16 protein-coding genes and 1 pseudogene are annotated in these 18,603 nt (G+C 59.3%); 9 read left to right on the top strand and 8 right to left on the bottom strand.

Translation table 11 applies throughout. From position 1 onward, the window contains the following. Nucleotides 1-34 precede the first annotated feature (34 nt). The 5 genes from CQ002_RS08310 to CQ002_RS08290 all read left to right on the top strand — a co-directional run bounded on the left by CQ002_RS08310 (nt 35) and on the right by CQ002_RS08290 (nt 4,528). On the top strand, nt 35-1,165 hold the full coding sequence (locus CQ002_RS08310; RefSeq protein WP_105162200.1) for a cupin domain-containing protein: 1,131 nt from the start codon (nt 35-37) through the stop codon (nt 1,163-1,165). A gap of 50 nt (nt 1,166-1,215) precedes the next feature. Further along, nucleotides 1,216-2,157 (top strand): fumarylacetoacetate hydrolase family protein, encoded by a 942-nt coding sequence (locus tag CQ002_RS08305; RefSeq protein WP_105162201.1) that lies wholly within the window; start codon nt 1,216-1,218, stop codon nt 2,155-2,157. 59 nt (nt 2,158-2,216) lie between these two features. After that, the gene (locus tag CQ002_RS08300; protein WP_105162202.1) at nt 2,217-3,236 is read left to right on the top strand and encodes a carbon-nitrogen hydrolase family protein; all 1,020 of its coding nucleotides are present in this window, start codon (nt 2,217-2,219) and stop codon (nt 3,234-3,236) included. Continuing rightward, nucleotides 3,233-3,991, top strand: a complete 759-nt coding sequence (locus CQ002_RS08295) for an Asp/Glu racemase (RefSeq protein WP_105162203.1) — start codon at nt 3,233-3,235, stop codon at nt 3,989-3,991. Before CQ002_RS08300 ends, CQ002_RS08295 begins: the two co-directional genes overlap by 4 nt. Nucleotides 3,992-4,084: 93 nt before the next feature. Next, nucleotides 4,085-4,528, top strand: a complete 444-nt coding sequence (locus CQ002_RS08290; RefSeq protein ID WP_105163130.1) for a MarR family winged helix-turn-helix transcriptional regulator — start codon at nt 4,085-4,087, stop codon at nt 4,526-4,528. A 154-nt stretch (nt 4,529-4,682) separates the two neighbouring features. Here CQ002_RS08290 and CQ002_RS08285 read toward each other — a convergent pair whose 3' ends face one another. Beyond that, complete coding sequence (locus tag CQ002_RS08285) at nt 4,683-5,228, bottom strand: flavin reductase family protein (RefSeq protein WP_234010435.1); 546 nt, start codon at nt 5,226-5,228, stop codon at nt 4,683-4,685. A 186-nt stretch (nt 5,229-5,414) separates the two neighbouring features. Between CQ002_RS08285 and CQ002_RS08280 the strand changes: the two genes are divergently transcribed. Continuing rightward, nucleotides 5,415-6,266, top strand: a complete 852-nt coding sequence (locus tag CQ002_RS08280; protein ID WP_105162204.1) for a helix-turn-helix transcriptional regulator — start codon at nt 5,415-5,417, stop codon at nt 6,264-6,266. Nucleotides 6,267-6,271: 5 nt separating this feature from the next. Here the strand turns inward: CQ002_RS08280 and CQ002_RS08275 are convergent, their stop codons facing one another. The 4 genes from CQ002_RS08275 to CQ002_RS08260 all read right to left on the bottom strand — a co-directional run bounded on the left by CQ002_RS08275 (nt 6,272) and on the right by CQ002_RS08260 (nt 12,724). Then, entirely contained in the window at nt 6,272-6,886 is a 615-nt protein-coding gene (locus CQ002_RS08275) for a Fur family transcriptional regulator (RefSeq protein ID WP_105162205.1), read from the bottom strand. A 126-nt stretch (nt 6,887-7,012) separates the two neighbouring features. Continuing rightward, nucleotides 7,013-8,482 carry an efflux transporter outer membrane subunit gene (locus CQ002_RS08270; RefSeq protein ID WP_234010436.1) on the bottom strand — a complete coding sequence of 490 codons (1,470 nt, stop codon included), beginning with the start codon at nt 8,480-8,482 and terminating at the stop codon, nt 7,013-7,015. Further along, nucleotides 8,475-11,561: an efflux RND transporter permease subunit gene (locus CQ002_RS08265; protein WP_105162207.1), complete on the bottom strand. Its 3,087-nt coding sequence runs from the start codon at nt 11,559-11,561 to the stop codon at nt 8,475-8,477. The genes CQ002_RS08270 and CQ002_RS08265 overlap by 8 nt, the downstream gene beginning before the upstream one ends. Before the next feature lie 11 nt (nt 11,562-11,572). Next, nucleotides 11,573-12,724 (bottom strand): efflux RND transporter periplasmic adaptor subunit, encoded by a 1,152-nt coding sequence (locus CQ002_RS08260; RefSeq protein ID WP_105162208.1) that lies wholly within the window; start codon nt 12,722-12,724, stop codon nt 11,573-11,575. Nucleotides 12,725-13,071: 347 nt separating this feature from the next. On the opposite strand from CQ002_RS08260, the gene CQ002_RS08255 reads away from it, so the two are divergent. The 3 genes from CQ002_RS08255 to CQ002_RS08245 all read left to right on the top strand — a co-directional run bounded on the left by CQ002_RS08255 (nt 13,072) and on the right by CQ002_RS08245 (nt 16,304). Continuing rightward, nucleotides 13,072-15,384 (top strand): TonB-dependent siderophore receptor, encoded by a 2,313-nt coding sequence (locus CQ002_RS08255; RefSeq protein WP_105162209.1) that lies wholly within the window; start codon nt 13,072-13,074, stop codon nt 15,382-15,384. Between the two features lie 76 nt (nt 15,385-15,460). Next, nucleotides 15,461-15,916, top strand: a complete 456-nt coding sequence (locus tag CQ002_RS08250; RefSeq protein WP_105162210.1) for a hypothetical protein — start codon at nt 15,461-15,463, stop codon at nt 15,914-15,916. Further along, the gene (locus CQ002_RS08245; protein ID WP_105162211.1) at nt 15,903-16,304 is read left to right on the top strand and encodes a hypothetical protein; all 402 of its coding nucleotides are present in this window, start codon (nt 15,903-15,905) and stop codon (nt 16,302-16,304) included. Before CQ002_RS08250 ends, CQ002_RS08245 begins: the two co-directional genes overlap by 14 nt. A gap of 81 nt (nt 16,305-16,385) precedes the next feature. On the opposite strand, the pseudogene CQ002_RS08240 reads toward CQ002_RS08245, so the two are convergent. The 3 genes and pseudogenes from CQ002_RS08240 to CQ002_RS08225 form a co-directional block, all read right to left on the bottom strand. Then, nucleotides 16,386-16,700, bottom strand: a pseudogene (locus CQ002_RS08240) (integrase core domain-containing protein); the annotation flags it as partial. Nucleotides 16,701-17,227: 527 nt separating this feature from the next. Further along, on the bottom strand, nt 17,228-18,088 hold the full coding sequence (locus tag CQ002_RS08230) for an SMP-30/gluconolactonase/LRE family protein (RefSeq protein WP_105162212.1): 861 nt from the start codon (nt 18,086-18,088) through the stop codon (nt 17,228-17,230). 39 nt (nt 18,089-18,127) lie between these two features. Further along, entirely contained in the window at nt 18,128-18,601 is a 474-nt protein-coding gene (locus CQ002_RS08225) for a DMT family transporter (protein WP_105162213.1), read from the bottom strand. Nucleotides 18,602-18,603: the final 2 nt, after the last annotated feature.

Here is an 18,603-nt window from a genome sequence, read left to right as displayed (position 1 = left end):
GAGAGCCCACTGCATCCTTGAGAAGGAGAAGATTATGACAAACTCGTATGACCAATACCGTGAAGGCATCGAAGGGCGTGCAGACGTGGAAGACACGGCTGAACTGGTAGCTTACTACCGCGAGCTGGACCAATTGCAGACGGGTGCCCTTTGGACCGTGGCCAACAAGATTGAGCCTTGGGAGCCCAAGTCGAGTTCAGTGCCGGTGATCTGGCGCTATCGCGATCTGCGCGAGCATGTGCTGCGTTCAATTGCACTCGTGACCCCGGAAAAAGCCGGGCGCCGGGTGATCTACCTGAACAATCCAGGACGCACTGAGGTTTCGGCAGCGGTGGGCTGGCTGTACTCGGGCTTGCAAGTCATGAATCCGGGCGAATGCGCCTCGGCGCATGCACATTCGGCCTCGGCCTTGCGCTTCATCATGGAAGGGGAAGGCGCCTACACCGTTGTCGACGGCCACAAAATGACCTTGGGCCGAAATGACTTTGTATTGACCCCCAACGGCACGTGGCACGAGCACGGGGTGGAGGCGGGTGGCCAGCCGTGTATTTGGCAGGACGGCCTGGACATCCCGCTGGTGAATGCCATGGAGGCCGGTTTTTATGCCGTGCATCCAGACTTGCGGCAGGCCGTCGGCTATCCCGTCGATGACTTGGTGAGCCTGTGGGGGGCTGCGGGTTTGCGCCCCGACAACATCGGCTGGACCAAGCCCTATTCGCCGCTGTTCAAGTACCAGTGGGAGCCGACCTACGAGGCGCTGCTGCGCTACTCATCTGCCCGCGACGACAACCCTTTCGATGGTGCGTTGATGCACTACACCAACCCTGTGGATGGCGGCCACGTCCTGGCAACGATCGGCGCCAGTATGCAGTTGCTGCGTCCGGGATTCGTCGGCAAAGCGCATCGTCATACCGGTAGCTTTCTGTATCAGGTCGCCAAGGGCCAAGGCTACTCGATCATCAACGGTCAGCGCTTTGATTGGCAGGAGCGTGACATTTTTTGTGTGCCGTCCTGGGCCTGGCATGAGCACGTCAACACCAACCCGAGTGAAGACGCCTGTTTGTTCTGCTTCAGCGATTTGCCGGTGATGGAAAAGCTCGGCCTGTACCGCGAAGAGGCACTGGCGGACTTCGGCGGTCATCAGCCGGTTTTGCCATCGGCCTAGCGCCGGAACGTTGAATCAACCCTGAATTTTTTATCTGGAGATTTTCGATTATGCGACTCGTAACCTATCGCGCCCACGTAAACGCCGCCGCTCGACTGGGGGCCATTGTGGGCGACCTGGTCATTGACCTGCAGTACCTGGGGGCTCACGCCGGCCAGGCATTGCCGGCGGATATTCTGGACTTTATCGACCTGGGGCCGCACGCCGTGACGAGCACCACGGCGTTGCTCGAGAGCTACGCCGGCAAGTGGCCACTGAACAGCGCTTTACCGTTGGTTAACGTCAAGCTGTTGGCGCCCATCCCCAAGCCGCGCAAAAACATCTTCGGCATTGGCCTGAACTATGTTGAGCACGTTGAGGAATCAAGCCGCACGCTGGATACGTCCAAAGAGCTTCCCAAGCAGCCAGTGATTTTCTCCAAACCGCCGACGACAGTGATCGGTCCGGGCGATGCGATCGAGCACAACGAAGCCATTACCCGCCAGATGGATTGGGAAGTTGAGCTGGCGGTCATCATGGGCAGCCGCGCCAAGCGTGTAGGTGAGGGCGACGCGCTGAACTATGTGTTTGGCTACACCGTGCTCAACGACATCAGCGCGCGGGATAACCGCCGCGCCGGTCAGTGGATCTACTCCAAGGGGCAGGACACCTACGCCCCGTTGGGGCCGGTCATCGTCACAGCGGATGAAATCGGCGACCCGCACAACCTGAAGCTCACCCTCAAGGTCAACGGGGTGGAGAAACAGAGCTCCAATACCCGCCACCTGCTGTTCAATATTCCGACGCTGATCAGCGACATCAGTGCCGGTATCACCCTGGAACCGGGCGACATTATTGCCACCGGTACCCCGGCAGGCGTGGGCGCCGGACGTACGCCGCAAGAGTGGCTGTGGCCGGGCGACGTGGTGGAGGCGTGGGTCGAAAATATTGGCACGCTGCGTAATCCCGTGGTCGCGGTCGGCAACGAACCCCGCACCGGCAAGAGTCAGTAAGCATCGGGCCGGTCCAGATGGACCGGCCCGAATTCTCTGCGCATTTCGGATGAATCGCCATGCTTAAACTACCTAAATTCAAGGCAGCAGCCGTACAGACGGCCCCTGTTTTTCTGGACACTGACGCCACAGTAGACAAAGTGATTCGTCTCATTGAGGAGGCCGCTGGCAACGGCGCGCAATTGGTGGCCTTCCCTGAGGTTTTCGTTGCGGGTTATCCGTACTGGAGTTGGATTGGCAATCCGATTGAAGGCAGTCCCTGGTTTGAAAAACTGGTGCGCTCAGCGATCGAGATTCCAGGCCCCGAGATCAGCAAGATCGCCCAGGCTGCTGCACGTCATCGCATCAATGTGGTGGTGGGCGTCAATGAGCGCAGCAGCAAAGGCATTGGCACTATCTACAACACGCTGGTCACTATCTCCGATGAAGGCCGGATTCTGGGTCGCCATCGCAAGCTGGTGCCCACCTGGGCCGAGAAACTGACCTGGGCGCCGGGCGATGCTTCAGCGCTGCGCGTGCATGACACCTCTGTCGGCCCTCTGGGTTCCCTGGCCTGTGGTGAAAACACCAACACCCTCGCACGTTTTGCCTTGATCGCAGAAGGCGAGTTGGTGCACGTCGCCAGCTACATTTCGTTGCCGGTAGCGCCGCCCGAGTACGACATGGCCGAGGCGATCAAGGTACGTGCGGCCGCCCACAGTTTTGAGGGCAAACTGTTTACGGTGGTGTCCTGCTCTACGGTTTCTGAAGAGATTATCCAGGCGCTGGAGCCAGACTTCCCGAAGGCGCGCGAGTTGCTCACACGTCGCAACAGCGCATTTTCCGGCATCCTCGGCCCGGATGGGCGCGTGATTGGCCAGCCGTTGATCGACGAGGAAGGCATCGTCTACGCCGATATCGACCTGTCGCGCTGCATTCAGCCACGCCAGATGCACGACATCTCGGGTCATTACAATCGCTTTGACATCTTCGATCTGCGGGTCAATCGCCGTCCGTTGCAGTCCGCTCGTTTCGAGGATGCAAGTACCGTGGACAATTTCGATACACCGGTCGATCTCAATCAGGAACCGCAGCCATGAGCGCCCCACGCTATTACCGTATCGGCCAGATTGTGCCGAGTTCGAACACCACGATGGAAACCGAAATCCCGGCCATTTTGCGTGCACGCGAATTGATCTTGCCCGAGCGATTCACCTTCCACTCAAGCCGCATGCGGATGAAAAAGGTAACCAAGGAAGAGCTGGCCGCCATGGACGGGGACAGCGATCGCTGCGCGCTTGAGCTTTCCGATGCCAATGTGGATGTGCTGGGTTATGCGTGCCTGGTCGCGATCATGAGCATGGGGAACGGCTACCACCGTATTTCCGAACAGCGCCTGCACCAGCGCACCGTCGAAAACGGCCATCCGGCGCCCGTTGTCACCAGTGCCGGTGCATTGGTGCAAGGCTTGCAGGTGATCGGTGCGAAGAAGGTGTCGATTTTGACGCCTTACATGAAACCCCTGACGCAGTTGGTGATTGATTACATCGAAAGCGAGGGGATCGAAGTCGTGGACAGCATCTCGCTGGAGATTTCTGACAATCTGGAGGTCGGCCGGCAGGACCCGCGAGCACCGATTGAAATCACCCGCAGGCTCGTCACCACTGGCGTGGATGCAATCGTGGCGTCCGCCTGTGTGCAGATGCCGTCGCTGGCCTCGATCCAGCCCATTGAAGATCGAGTTGGGCTGCCGGTGATTTCGTCTTCGGTGGCCACGACGTATCAGATGCTCAAGAGCCTGGGCCTTGGCACTGATGTGCCTGGGTTTGGTTCGCTGCTGTCCGGGAGGTATTGAGGTATGGCGCGGGGTAGGGGTAATTCCCCCCCGCATGAGCCAAAGCAGATAGAATCGTCGCCGGTTGAGAAAGAGGACGAGGCGGCGATTGGCATGGCGAAGACGAAGGCGTTTGTAGACAATTATTTGCCCGCACTCTTGGGGCAGGCCTGGTACTTGGTATCCACCCAGTTTCATGCCGTTGTTGAGCAGCACGGGCTTTCCGTGTTGGAGTGGCGAGTGCTGTCTACGTTGGCCCGTGACGGTGCAATGACTATTTCTTCGCTGGCTCAGACCACCGTGAGCAAGCAGCCGACGGTCACTCGGCTGTTAACGCGTCTTGAAGCGCAAAAGTATGTAGAGCGTTCCATCAGCCTTGATGATCGTCGCTATACCCTGGTGCGACTCACTCGTTCAGGGCGACGTTTGGTGTCCGGTTTGGTTGTCCTGGCCGAAAAACACGAGCGTGAGATTCTTGCTCCTTTCGAGGCAAAGAAGATCGAAGCGCTCAAGGAAGTCCTGCGCGAACTCATCGATCAGCATAGCCCGAGACTTTGAATCTATAGGGCGCGCGTCTATCACCCGACAATACGCAGGTGTTTTGTCGAGTGATGGTGGGCTGTCAGACCATGGGCTTTAACCCGCTGTGAAGGCGCATGAAAAAGTGATTAGTGGGCGTTGCGTGACGACAAGGGGGCGGGCTCGCCAGTGACTACTTGGGCCGTGTCATGTGAAACAGTCCTTCGGGTAGAACCTGGAAGTAATCGGCCGGACCACCGCCTCGCAAGATATGTTGTGCTCGGCTGGTATCGTAGATGCCGTCACGAAGACTTGCATGATCGATGTGCGCCACAATCACTTCACCAAAGACCATCCAGGTATCCAGAGGAGCACCATCCAGGCCGACCAGCTGTTGAACCTGGGTGACTTTACATTCCAGCGCAACTGGGCTCTCCATGACGCGCGGTGCTGCGACTTCAAGCGAAGGGACCGGCGTCAACTCTGGCAACGCAAACTCATCAACACCGATTTGCTCTGTACTGCTCAGGTTGACCCGTTCAGCGAGCGGTCGGGTCGCCAAGTTGTAGACAAACTCACCGGTAGCATCAGCGTTGCGAACGCTGTCCTTTTTACCCACGCTGGAGAAGGCAACCAGCGGCGGGTGATAATTGAAGATGTTGAAAAAACTATAGGGGGCAAGATGCCGCGGCAAGAAAGCGAGGCATTTGCCGACGCAGCGGGTGAGCGAGATTGACAAGTTGATTCCGCATTAGTGGGTTAACCGGCCAGAAGCAGTCACTCGTTAAAGCACCTTTAACAGACCCTTCCTGCCGCTGGACCTAATCCAGGCCTCGGAATGGCTAGACGTCATTGAGCAAATTGGTCATAGTATTTTTCGATTAGGCCAAAGCCTCATTTTCCGTCCGAGGCACTACGAGACAACATGTCTAACATTGCAATCACCGATCTAATTGTGCCTTGGGACGTCGACAGCGTCTCGCGCCCCGTCGTGGCCTTGAGTGCCACATCAGTAACAAAGGACTGGGAAAATGCAAGGCATCAGCACCGCAAGGCGCAGCTGATCTACTCTCTACGCGGCATCCTCAATTGCGAAATTGAAGACGGCGTCTGGATCGTGCCGCCGCAGTGCGCCATATGGATACCGGGAGACTTGCCGCACGCGGCGCGGGGGACGGGTGAGACGGAATGCTACTGCCTGTTCGTCGAGCCAGACGCCGCACCGGATCTTCCGAAAGTCTGCTGCACGATTTCGGTATCACCATTGCTACGCGAGTTGCTACTGAAGGTGGCAGGCTTTCCTGAATTGTACGTGCTGGGGGGACGGGAAGATCGGCTGATTGCCGCCTTGCTCGATGAGTTAGTGGCGGCGCCAGTGGAAGATCTGCATCTGCCCATGCCGCGCGACTCCCGATTACGTCGCCTCGCGGAAATGATGCTTGCCGATCCCAAGGACAAAACCTCGAAGGCCGATTGGGCTACTCGTATTGGCATGAGCGAGCGAAGCATGAGCCGTCTTCTGCTGCACGAAATTGGAATGAGCTTCGGGCGCTGGCGCCGGCAGTTGCATGTGATCCTTGCGCTTCAACATTTGACCAAGGGTGAAAGCGTGCAAACGGTTGCATTGGAGCTAGGGTACGAAAATGCCAGCGGGTTCATCACCATGTTCCGCAAGGCAGTGGGCAAGCCTCCGGCACGATATCTCTCGGATCGCATGAGCGGCGCGGAGATTGATTCCGTCCCCAGCATTATGCTCCCAGATGAAATCTCACCCTGATTGGGTCAGGCCTTTTTAGCCTGGGACTTCCGACCGCCCTGCATCGTCTGCTGCCCTTCCTTGCAGAATTGCCGACATTTCGCACACGTCGTGGTGATGGTGAAGACTGACTCCTCGTCGAGAGCGAAGCCCTCCTCGGACGCCAGCGACTGCAGGTGTTCATGCAACGCCAGGTCTTCAATGAAAACCAGCCGCGCACCACAATGACATCGCAGTGTGTCGTGCTGGTCGTTTAGCGCCTTCGGTTTGATTGCATAGAACGCGCCCCCACGTATGCCGTCCGTGCGAACCAGCAACTCAGCAGTCCATAGATCATTCAGCGTTCGGTAGATCGATCCCGGCGCGAAGTTGTTGAATTGCGAACTGAGGATACGAGACATCTGGTTGGCATCTAGACAGTTCGGGGTCGCCTTTTCCAGCGCGTTCAAAATTCTGGTACGAGCGATCGTCGGTCGCAGTCGGCTCGCCAGCAACCGTTGTTCCTGAGACGATGTCGGCGTTCCGGTCTCTGGATTGGCTGCTGCGGTGTGCTTCATCATGTGTTTGCCTGACGTCAGGTTCTTGCTACCGAATGATGTAATCAGGTCAATGATCCGGGGTGGCCCATCGTGCGGTTCCATCTCTGTATTCCTTCGCTATGCCAGATATGAGATTGCAGTGTGACAATGCGGAGCGGGGCGGCTAATCGTTGGTCTCGGACGTGGGCGCGATGTTAGGGCCGTCACCGCGATCCATGTCCGTAAGAGTTACTGCGCAGTAACCTGTTCCCATCCGCCGCCAAGCGCCTTGAAGACGCTGACCCGCGCGGAACCTACGCGCTGGTCAGCAACGGCTACCTGCGACTTGGTGTCGATCAGACTGGTCTGCGCGACGATCACGTCGAGGTAACTGATAGACCCGGCGTGGTAACGCTGGTCTGCCAACTGGAAGGATTTTTCGGCCCGGTCGCGCGCTTCGATCAGTGCCTCGCGCTGCTGCATCGCAGCGCCGTATGCACTCAACGCTTGTTCTGACTCCTTCAAGGCATTCAGTACGGCGCCGTCGAAGCTGGCCAGCGATGCCGCGTTTTGCGCCTTTGCCTGTGCGATGCGGCTACGAGCGACCATCGTGTTGGGAAAGCTCCAGGAGATCAGCGGCCCGAAGGAGAACGACCAGGTACGATTGCCTTTTAGGTAGTCGTTGCGCAGGTAGTTGCCGGAGGCGCCCAGCGTGACGCGCGGATAGAGGTCGGCAACGGCCACGCCGATGCGGGCGGTATCGGCGGCCAGTTGGCGCTCGGCCTGGCGCAAGTCCGGGCGGCGGCGCAGCAGCGCGGTGCCATCACCGATCGGCAGCGCCCCCGCGATCTCAGGTGTCTGGGTGCAGTTGCGCGCCGACTCGGGTATTTGCGACGGCGTGCGGCCCACCAGCGCGGCCAGTTCGAACAACGCGGCATCCCGCTGACCCTGTAACGGCGGCAAGGCGGCCCGGGCCTGGGCCAGCGTGACACCGGCCCGTTCCACATCCAGATGCGACGCCGAGCCGGAGTGTTCCTGGCGGCTGACCAGATCCAGGCTGCGCTGAGCCAGGTCAATGGATGAGTGTGCGACCCCGATGGATTCGCCATAGGTGCAGGCGTCCACATAGGCACGTGTCGTCTCGGCGACGACGACGACCTTGGCGGCATCATGGGCTGCGGCGACGGCATCGGTGTCGTCGCGTGCGGCCTCGATGTCGCGCCAGACCCGGCCGAACAGGTCGAGTTCGTAAGAGACGTCGAGGCCACCGCTGTAGCTCCATTGTGTGGGCGCCTGGCCGGTACCCGTCCACGTGGACTGGTCGCGGCCATAGCCTGCGCCCGCCGACACGTTGGTTGAGGGGAACAGGCCACCGCGCGCTTCCTTGTAGATGGCCCGTGCGCGGTCGAGTTTGGCCAGCGTCACGCGCAGGTTGGTATTGGCCGACAGGGCTTCCTGCACCAGATTGTCGAGTGCCGGATCGTCATACAGCTTCCACCAGTCCGCCGGCAGTGACACGGTGGACTCCGTATCGGCGGGTTTGCTGACGAAGGGGCCTGCCGCGGTTTCCGGCGTGGCCGGAGCACGATAGTCGGGGCCGCTGGCGCAACCTGCGGTTATCAACGCAATGGCAATGGCCATTAAGGCAGCGCGCCGAGGGAAAAACATGGCTGGATGCGAAGCAGTCGTCATGGCAGCAATCGCTTTAGAGTCAGACATCGGGGGCCTCCGCAGTGGCAAGTTCGCGGGCGCGGGGACTTTCCGCTGCCGCCCGGTGATCCTCGGCGAGGAAGCTGTATATGGTGGGCAGCACGAATAGCGTGAAGAAGGTGCCGACCAGCATGCCCATCACCACCACAATGCCGATGGAGAAGCGGCTGGCCGAACCCGCGCCATTTGCGAACAGCAGTGGCACCAGGCCGGCGACCATCGCCGCGGTGGTCATCAGCACGGGGCGCATACGCACCGCCGCGGCCTTCTCGATGGCCTTGATGCGGCTCAAGTTTTCGTGATGCTGGATGTGGTTGGCGAAGGTGACCATCAAGATACCGTGCTTCGAGATAAGGCCGATCAGCGTAACCAGTCCGATCTGGGTGTAGATGTTGAGCGTCGCGTAGCCCAGCCATAGCGGCACCAATGCGCCACAAATCGCCAGCGGCACCGTCACCAGGATCACCAGCGGGTCGCGCAGGCTCTCGAACTGCGCCGCCAGTACCAGGAAGATGACCACCAGCGCGAAGCAGAACGAAACCAGCAGGCGGTTGCCTTCCTGCACGAACTGGCGGCTGTCGCTGAGCCAGTCCACGCTGGTGCCGGGCGGCAAGGGTTGCGATTGCAGGAACGCCACGGCGTCACCCATGGTCACGCCCGGGGCCGGCAGCATTTCCAGCGTGGTCGAGTTCATCTGGCCGAATTGGGTAAGCTGGTTGGCCTGCGAACGCATTTCGACGCGGGTCACGGTTGATAGCGGTACCAGTGCGCCGGAGGTCGCCTTGACGTAGAAGCGCCCGAGGTCTTCCGGTGTCATGCGTTCGCCGCCGCGCACCTGCGGGATCACGTCGTAGGAGCGGTCGTGGAAATTGAAGCGGTTGACGTAGTTCTCACCGACCAGCACGGCCAGGGTGTCGGCGATGGACTGCATGGTCACGCCCATTTCGCTTGCCTTCGCATTGTCGATGCTGATGTGCGCCTGCGGACTGTCGTAGGACAGGTCGTTCTGCACGTAGAGGAACAGGCCGCTGGCATAGGCGGCGAACTTGATCTTCTCGCCAGTCTCGTAAAGCGTCTTGAAGTCGTCCGGCGAGCGCAGCACCATCTGCACCGGCAGGCCGCCGCTGGAACCCGGTAGCGGGGGCAACTGCACGGCGGTCAGCGTCTCGCCGTCAATGGCGCCGCCGGCGGCCTGGATCTGGCCTTGGATTTCGGTGGCCGATCGCTTGCGTTCCGACCAGTCCTTGAGGATTGCACCGCCGATCATCATGTTCTGGCCGCCGGCATAGTCGCCGATATTCATGAAGCTGCTGTCGAACTCCGGAATCGACTCGAACAGCTTTTCGATCTGCTGTGCATAGTGGGCGGTATAGCCCACGCCGGCATACTGCGGCGCCTTGGTGACGACGATGACGGCGCCCTGATCCTCGGTCGGCGCCAGTTCGTGGCGGATGCCGGTGAACAGCACCACGATGGCAGCCAGCACGGCCGCGCCAACCAGCAGCACGGCACCGCGAGCGGCAAGCGTGCGGGCCAGCAGGCGTCCATAGAATGCGGTCAGACCTTCCATGGTGTGTTCGACGCGCTTCGCCAGCCGCCCCTCGCTTTGCTTGGAACTGAGCAGCATCGAGCTCATCAGCGGCGAGAGCGTCAGCGCAACGATCCCCGAGACGATCACAGAACCGGCCAGCGTGAACGCGAACTCCTTGAACAGCGTTCCGGTCAGCCCGCCCATCATGCCGATCGGCGCATAAACCGCCGCCAGCGTGATAGTCATGGCGATCACCGGGCCGACGATTTCGCGTGCGCCGAGCAGTGCCGCACGCACCGGTGTCAGTCCTTCCTCGATGTGGCGATGGATGTTCTCCACCACGACGATGGCATCGTCCACCACCAGCCCGATCGCCAGCACCATCGCCAGCAGCGTCAACAGGTTGATCGAGAAGCCGCAGGCGAGCATCAGTGCCGCCGTGCCGACCAGCGACAGCGGAATGGTCACAACCGGGATGATGACGGCGCGGAAGGTGCCGAGGAACAGGAAGATCACCACGATCACGATCACGATGGCTTCGATCAGCGTGTGTTTCACTTCCTCGATGGAGGCGTTGACGAAGCGTGCCACGTCGTAGTTGGGTGCCACCGTCAGTCCCGGCGGCGCCATCGCACGGATCTTGGGCAGCAGTTCGTTGGCCTGCTTGACGATCTCCAGAGGATTGCCATCGGGCGTCGGCTGGAGTGCAACGAAGATCGCGGGGACGCCGGTAGCGAACGAGAGATTGTTGTAGTTCTGGCCACCGACTTCCATCGTGGCGACATCCGACAGCCGCACTACGCCGCCCCCGGGGCTGGACTTGATGACCATCTGGCGGAAGTCCTCGACGCTGCGCAGGTCGGTGGAGGCGCTGATGTTGGTGACCGTCAGCGCGCTCTTGAGTTGGCCTGGCGCAGCCTGCACGTTGTTGGCGCGCAGTGCGGCCGAAATCTCGCCGGCCGACAGTCCATGTGCGGCCAACCGTACCGGATCGATCCAGACGCGCATGGCCAGCGCCTGACCGCCAAAGACGTCGGCCGAGGCCACGCCGGGAATGCTCGTGAATAACGGCTGCGCTACCCGGGATGCGAAATCCGTTACCTGTGGGATCGACAGGGTCTTGCTATAGAAGGCGACGTATTGCACGGCGGTGCCGCCCTCGGTGGACTTGGCGATGACCGGATCGGTGACGCCGGCCGGCAACTGGTACTTGACCTGCTGCACCTTGGCGAGGATCTCGGTCATCGCGCGATCGGCGTTGGCGTTGAGTACCAGCCGCGCCTTAATCTCGCTCTTGCCCTGCGTGGTGGTCGAACTGAGATATTCGATGCCGCTGGCCGTGGCAATGGACTGCGCGATCGGGTTGGTGACGAAGCCCTGCATCACGTCCTGGGTCGCCCCCGGAAGCGTGGTGCTGACCGTGATGGTGGCGTTTTCAAGATAGGGGTACTGCCGCACGGGCAGCAGGAACAAGGCGGTGGCGCCCATCAGCAGGATCAACAGGCTGACGACCAGCGCGAGAATGGGCCGGCGGATGAATATGTCGGTGAAATGCATGGTGCCGTCCTCTATCGTGCGCTGGCGGCGGAGGCGACCGCCGGGGTGGCGGGCGGCGCTGCGGCGGCAGGCGCGGGCGCGGGCGTATTGATCTTCACCGTCGCACCGGGCGGCAGTCGATTCTGACCAGCCATCACTACGATGTCGCCAGGCTTGACGCCCTGGGTCACGAGGACTTCCTCGCCGAGCCGGCGACCAGTGACGACCGGCACGGCGACCGCCTTGCCGATGCCCTGCGAGTCGACATCCCGCACGAGCACCACACTGTCACCGGAGGCCGAAGTCTGGATCGCCGTCAGCGGCAACACGATGGCGTCGGTGGTCGCGGGCAACGCCAGCCGCGCCGTGGCGTACATGCCGGACTTAAGCAGCCTGTCGGCATTGGACAACAGTGCCTGCACGGCCACATTGCGGGTTTCGCCGTCGATGCGTGGTTCGATGGTGCTGATCTTGGCGTTGAATACCTGACCTGGTGCTGCATCTACCGTCACATGCACCAGTGCGCCCGGCGTCAGCTTGGGCAAGTCCTGCTGGGGCAGCGTGAAGTTTACGTAGAGCGGGTCAAGCTGGGTCAGCGTGGCGATCACATCGCCGGCATTGAGGTACTGGCCGGGATTGATGCGCCGGATGCCGAGCTGGCCGGAGAACGGCGCACGGATGGCCTTCTGCTGGATGCGCGCGTCCAGTTGCCGCACCGCCGCAACGTCCTGGGCGGCTTGCGCCTTACGTTGTTCGAGCAATTCGCGTGGCTCGGCGCCGGTAGGGGCAAGTTCCTGCGAGCGACGTAATTGCGCCTGGGCAAAATCGGCCTTGGCTGCAGCAGCGGCACGATCCGCTTGCTCGGGAGCGTCGTAGAGCTGAACCAGCACCGTCCCTTCCTTCACGGACTGGCCGGCGTCGAAATGAATGGCTGTCACGCGGCCCGACGTGTCGGGGGCCAGCAGCACTTCGCGAACGGCTTGCAAATTGCCGACGGCCTGCAACTCCTCGGCCACGCCGCGAGGTTCGGCGCGGATCGTCGAGACGGGCATCGGCGGCATAGCGTAATGTTCCGCGCCACCGGCGCGGGTGGTGCGCCAGGCATATAGCATGCCCAAGACCATGACGAGCGCAACAACGCTTACGACGATGGGTTTGGCACGGGAGATAACATCGGTGCTCATGCGTTCCTCCCGATGACAATGGAGATTGGGGTGGCGCGTGACCGGCGGTGCGGGGCCGACCCACCAAAGCAAAGTGAGTGCATAGGGGGAATTTCCTCGGAAAGAAATGGGGAATCGGCCCGCCAAGCAAGCTGGATTGAGGCATGGCAGACCACGATGAAGCGCAGCCTATCCGCCTGGACACACTTCTACATTGCGTAAAAAGGTCAATTTATTTCGCAATACAGCCAAAGGTATCAAGCAGTTGAAATTGGCCTAATTGAATAACAATCTGGCTTGATTTAGCCATGCATACTCATCCAGCTCTATTGTTAAATACGCCACCTAAATGCAAATGAGTATTGTTGATGACCACCCTCACAACTACTGGGAAATCTCGTCGGCCAATTGATATACACGCAGAGCCCGCCTTCTATTCTCATTTGGATGGGCCGTACAAGGGCGCAGCCAGGAGCGCGCCCCTCACCGTGCTGGGCTCGGCAGTCGCTGCGGCAGTTCTCATTAGTGCGCAGGGCGCATTCGCGGCCGAGCCAGGGCAGATTCAGACCAAGGCCGGTGGAACGCCTCAAGAGGAGATAGCCTTGCCGGCCATCACCGTAACGGGGCCTATGGATACGGCGACCACCGAAGGTACTGGTTCCTACACTACGGGTCAGACATCGGTGGCGACGCACCTGCCACTTTCGTTACGAGAAACACCGCAGTCGGTGACGGTGATCACCCGTCAACGCATGGACGACCAGCAACTGAACTCGGTGCAGAGCGTGCTGGATAACACCACGGGCGTCTCGTCGTACCAATCCGACAGCGAACGGACGAGTTTCTATTCGCGTGGTTTCTTGATCAACAACGTTCAGTACGATGGCATACCCACCGTCGTCGGCGACATCGTCAGCGGGAGCGGGATCAGCTCCCTAGATACCGCGTTCTACGATCGTGTCGAGGTCGTGCGCGGCGCCTCTGGCTTGCTGACCGGCACCGGCAATCCCTCGGCCGCCGTCAACCTGGTGCGAAAACGACCGACCCGCGACTTCTCGGCGTCCGCCTCGCTCGGTGCAGGGAGCTGGGATACCCACCGGGAAATGGCCGACGTATCGACTCCGTTGACCGAGGATGGCCGTATCCGCGCCCGCATGGTCGGGACGTCCCAGGAAGGAAACTCGTACATTGATGGCTACAAACCGCAGAGGAGGGCGTTCTACGGCATCATCGAGGCAGATCTGACACCAGACACGACGGTGAATCTGGGCTATGACTACCAGGACAGCACGCCGAAGGGCTCCACCTGGGGAGGTTTACCGCTATGGTTCAGCGACGGCACGCAGGCCGAGTATTCACGCTCCAAGAACTACGCGCAGAAATGGAGCCATTGGGACAACACCCTTAAGACCGCGTTTGCCGGGGTCGAGCACCGCTTTGACAACGGCTGGAATCTCCGGGCCGTCGCTAATCAATACCGCACGGAATTCGATGCCGAACTGCTCGGCCTGGTCGGCCGCCCCGATCGCGCCACGGGACTGGGCTCTTTTCCCAACGGGGCTCTTCCGGTGGCACTGGCGTCCGAAGGTAGCAGCCGTCAAAACACCTTCGACGTGATGGCGAGCGGCCCCTTCGAACTGCTCGGCCGCCAGCATGACTTGGTGTTGGGGGCGACGAGTTCGCGCCGCACCTCCAGCCAGGAAGCTATCGCTCCGTTCTATGCAGGCTTCACGCCGGTCAATGTCTATCAACTGAGCCCGGCCTTTCCCCGTCCCAACTTCGATGTCATGGCTTCGATACCGACTCGCACCCTGATCAAACAGAGCGGTGTTTATAGCGCAGCCCGGTTCTCGCTGTCCGAGCCTCTGAAACTGATTGTCGGCGGCCGCTTCAGCAACTACGAAATCGACGACGCGGTCGGCGCCTCGTCGTTGCACTACAAGAAGAGCAGTGAATTCACCCCGTATGCTGGTTTGATCTACGACATCGATAAGACCTATTCGGCCTACGTGAGCTACACGGGCATATTCAATCCGCAAACCGACTATCGAGACAGCAAGGGCAACGTGCTCACGCCGACAAAGGGAAAAACCAAGGAACTCGGCCTTAAAGGCGCTTACTTGGATGGGCGTCTGAATGCGTCGGTAGCCTTGTTCCATACCGAGCTGGACAACGCTGCACAGATGGTCGCAGGAACCTATACGCCAAGTGGTGCCCAAGCCTATATGGGTTCGGATGGGACGAAGTCGCGGGGTATCGAGCTGGACTTGCAGGGCGAGCTGGCGCGTGGCTGGAACATCTATTCAGGCATCGCCCATTTCACGGCACAAGATGGCGATGGCGTCCGCTTGAATTCGCAAATACCGCGCACCACTGCCCAGCTTTTCAGCACCTACCAGTTGCCGGGAGAGTGGAACAGATTGACGCTGGGCGGAGGCGTTAAATGGCAAAGCCGCTTCTACGAGGCGCCCAACACCGGCACCAGTTCGTTGGGCGGGGAACAAGGCTCTTATGCGCTGGTATCCGTGTTGGGGCGCTACGCCGTCACGAAGCAGATCACCGCGGCAGTCAACGTCAATAACGTGCTCGACAAGAAGTATGCGTTGCAGAAGGGCGATTTCGACACCGTAGGTTATGGCGCCCCCCGTAACTTGATGGTGACGATGGATTATAAGTATTGATGACCCGCAGGCGGACGCTTCACCCGTTAAAAGCCCCCACACCTAGAACAGCCCATTAATTATCGAGAACGCTCCTATGTCTCTTCAGACTACCCTGCACTCCAGCGAAGCGCTGGTCGTGAACAACGCAAACAGAGTCGCCTTGTTCTGGCTGACCACCGCCGCGGGTGCCGTACTTTTTGTCACTTTCCAGTTATTTTTCTACGTAAACGACTTTGCGAGAGCACCCGGAGCGATACCGGCGATTACGTTTGAGCCCGATGTACTGTGGATGTTTTCAGCATTCTATGGCTCTTGGTTCGTAACGGTGCTTATCGCTCTGAGAGGAACCCGTAAGGCTCAGTGGGTTACCCTGGTTCTGGGCAGCCTGCTTGTCGCCCTGAATACCCTCGGGGGAATCACTGACGGGCTGCGCGACGGTTGGCACATTGCCTTTTCTGCAGCGTTCTTCATTACGTTGCCCGGCGTGTTTGCCATTGCGGCCACCTGGCGTAGCATCAAAAGCAGAGGAAACGGCCATGTCGGTGAATAGTTCTGACTTCCCTTATGTCTGGATGAGCCTTACGCAAGAACCCGGACACGATCACCAAAAGGACTTCGCCGAATTCGAGGCCAATCTGCAGCGCGGGGAGTCCTTCGTAATTTTGACCGATACCGTACCTGCCGAAGACCACGAGCACTCGCCGGAAGAAAAGAAACGCACCGCGCTTTGGATGAAAAAGCACAAGGTCGAATTGCGAAGGTTAGTTCTGGCTATGATCATGATCGAGCCCAACTCTGCAAAACGTCTTGGTTTCAGGGCATTCGCGATCGTTTTTGCCAAGTTCTGGGGCTACCCTTTGCTTCTCGCTGCTTCACGTGAGCAGGCAATGGAGATGGCAAAAGAACTGCTCTCAAAGGATGGAAAGCCATCTCACTGATGGCCCATGCCGGCATCCGATTTCCCATGAGACTCTGCCGCCTCGCAATGTGGCGGCGAGCTACTGCCTTAACTGTAGTGGTCAACTAATCCCCGACACGACGTGAAATTTTTCCTCGGGCCGCGCTGGTGCCAACCCATCGTTGAATTGATGAGGCCGAATCCAGTTGTACCGATGCATCAAAAAATGACTGATATCGCGCTGTGCTTCCTGCGCAGTTCGATAGCCCACGGTCGGTATCCATTCTGTTTTCAAGCTGCGAAATACGCGCTCCATCGGTGTGTCATCCCAGCAGTTTCATCGTCGACTCATGGTCTGGCGCATTCGGTATCGCCACAACCGCTGGCGAAAGAGTCGGCTTGCATATTGCGATCCCTGCCGAGTGGAATAGCAGATCGTCACACAAGTAACGATCATCAACCTCGACGACACGCCGCCACCTGAATGGTACGGCCATGAGAGCCTTCGCTACTTGGACATCCAGTACCAACTATGGGTTGAAAGCTGGCATCTGGTGCCTGCTACTTGCATTCCAGCACCTACGCGTGTTGGCTCATGTACTACCTGGTGTGCTTGCCGCTGCATCGGTGTTGGAGCACCCATGTCGCCCCCGCAACTAGAACGTGCTCCACTCTAGCCAATGTCTGCGTTTGCTGAACGGCTGCTTTTGGCCGAATCTGTTGAGAAAGTCGGCTTCGAATTCCAAGCCAGAAAAGTACGCGCCTGAGATTGAAATCTGAATTTTTGGCAGGCGGTTCAGTACTCGGATTTTACGTAGCAGCGGGCAACAGATGTTTTTCATCCATCAATATTCGAGTGCTTTGGGAAAACCGACTTTTTCAACACAATCGGCCAGAACCGGTCATTCATGCGCGTCTACCAAGTTGGCATTCAGAACGGCGCGACAGGCTAGAACCCACTATTCAGTGCAGTCGTCCTGTAAATCGCTCTTCAGGGAATCCGGCAGTTGCAACGGCTTCGGCTTTTATCAGCGTGCCATCGAAATCTGCCGGCTTATCTAGCCCTATCCGTGCGCTGGTGCAGTAAAGCGTTTCATAACCAGCTCCCGCTAACACCGGGCAAGTTGTCTGAATACACGGGGAGTCGATCACGCTGTCAACTTTGCCGTCAGTCGCATAACGCACGACTCTGCTACCGCCCCATTCCGCATTCCAGAGAAAGCCCTGCGCATCAATACAAGAACCGTCTGGAGCACCCTGACCGTTGACTGTAGTGAATACACGCTGGTTTTCTAGCGACGGGTAATCGCAGCAGAAAATGCATCCTTGCAGGGAGTCCGCGTAATACATGGTGGAACCGTCCGGGCTAAAACAGATGCTGTTCGGGATCGCCACATCGGGAAGGTCCAGCGTTTCTGTCTCGAGCGTCGCGGCATTGAGCTGGTGAAATCTGCCTATGGTTTGCACCGGCACGCCGGTGTCCATAGTGCTGAATACGAAGTTTCCCATACGGTCGCAGCGGCCATCATTGATCCGGGTTCCTGCCACGCCAGGGGTGGCTGTGATTTTGCTGAAACGACCAGTGCTCAGGTTGTAGTAGCCCAGGCAGGATGCCAGTCCCATCAGCAATATGTCTTCGTCTGACGTGAGGGCAAATGACCCTAGCGGCTCTGGCAGGGACCAACGCTGCACTTCGCCGCTTTCGGGGTCCAGAGCACGCAACTCGCAGCCGGGGATGTCGGTCCAGAACAGGCGTTCGGTTCTTTCACACCAGATAGGGCACTCGCCAAGAAGACTGGTGGTGCCGATTAGGGTTTTAAACATGGTTGCGTCCTACGAAACAGGATGGGGCAAACAAGACTGTCAGTTGGAGAAAAGCGCTGACCACCTGTCACCGAACAGGGCGATAGCCAAGCCTGCTAGCATCACCATCGACCCGGCCAACTTGACGAGAGACACCGGCCTTTCCGATGCCCCCATCAATCCGAAATGATCGATAACCAGTGACGAGATAATCTGCCCTGCTATAGCGAGGCCCAGAAGGGCTGACAGACCGATTTTTGGCGCAAGCACCACATAACTAAGCAAGGCACCGGCACCCAGCAGACCGCCCAACAGGCTCCACCAGGGCTGGGCAGGTATAGCCGCCAGTGAGGCCACTATCCCGCCGCGCATCAATGAAAAGAAGCCCAGGCATACCGCACCGGCAGTAAATGAGAACAGCGCCGCCGCTACGGAATCTCCACCCACACCTTTAGCGAGTTGACCATTCAGCGTGGTCTGCAGGGTTATGCCAAGCCCTGCGGAGATGGCCAGCAGGTAGTAGGCTGCGTTCATCT

This window comes from Pseudomonas sp. MYb13 (genome assembly GCF_002980075.1).
Taxonomy (GTDB): Bacteria; Pseudomonadota; Gammaproteobacteria; order Pseudomonadales; family Pseudomonadaceae; genus Aquipseudomonas; species Aquipseudomonas lurida.
This window is presented reverse-complemented; position numbering and strand designations above follow the sequence as displayed.

Bases quoted from the DNA above. Each gene is read 5' to 3' on its own strand.
- CQ002_RS08265 (WP_105162207.1), bottom strand. From the start codon at position 11,561: ATGCATTTCACCGACATATTCATCCGCCGGCCCATTCTCGCGCTGGTC.
- CQ002_RS08270 (WP_234010436.1), bottom strand. From the start codon at position 8,482: ATGTCTGACTCTAAAGCGATTGCTGCCATGACGACTGCTTCGCATCCA.
- CQ002_RS08250 (WP_105162210.1), top strand. From the start codon at position 15,461: ATGTCTCTTCAGACTACCCTGCACTCCAGCGAAGCGCTGGTCGTGAAC.
- CQ002_RS08260 (WP_105162208.1), bottom strand. From the start codon at position 12,724: ATGAGCACCGATGTTATCTCCCGTGCCAAACCCATCGTCGTAAGCGTT.
- CQ002_RS08305 (WP_105162201.1), top strand. From the start codon at position 1,216: ATGCGACTCGTAACCTATCGCGCCCACGTAAACGCCGCCGCTCGACTG.
- CQ002_RS08295 (WP_105162203.1), top strand. From the start codon at position 3,233: ATGAGCGCCCCACGCTATTACCGTATCGGCCAGATTGTGCCGAGTTCG.
- CQ002_RS08310 (WP_105162200.1), top strand. From the start codon at position 35: ATGACAAACTCGTATGACCAATACCGTGAAGGCATCGAAGGGCGTGCA.
- CQ002_RS08255 (WP_105162209.1), top strand. From the start codon at position 13,072: ATGACCACCCTCACAACTACTGGGAAATCTCGTCGGCCAATTGATATA.
- CQ002_RS08290 (WP_105163130.1), top strand. From the start codon at position 4,085: ATGGCGAAGACGAAGGCGTTTGTAGACAATTATTTGCCCGCACTCTTG.
- CQ002_RS08225 (WP_105162213.1), bottom strand. From the start codon at position 18,601: ATGAACGCAGCCTACTACCTGCTGGCCATCTCCGCAGGGCTTGGCATA.
- CQ002_RS08280 (WP_105162204.1), top strand. From the start codon at position 5,415: ATGTCTAACATTGCAATCACCGATCTAATTGTGCCTTGGGACGTCGAC.
- CQ002_RS08275 (WP_105162205.1), bottom strand. From the start codon at position 6,886: ATGGAACCGCACGATGGGCCACCCCGGATCATTGACCTGATTACATCA.
- CQ002_RS08230 (WP_105162212.1), bottom strand. From the start codon at position 18,088: ATGTTTAAAACCCTAATCGGCACCACCAGTCTTCTTGGCGAGTGCCCT.
- CQ002_RS08300 (WP_105162202.1), top strand. From the start codon at position 2,217: ATGCTTAAACTACCTAAATTCAAGGCAGCAGCCGTACAGACGGCCCCT.
- CQ002_RS08245 (WP_105162211.1), top strand. From the start codon at position 15,903: ATGTCGGTGAATAGTTCTGACTTCCCTTATGTCTGGATGAGCCTTACG.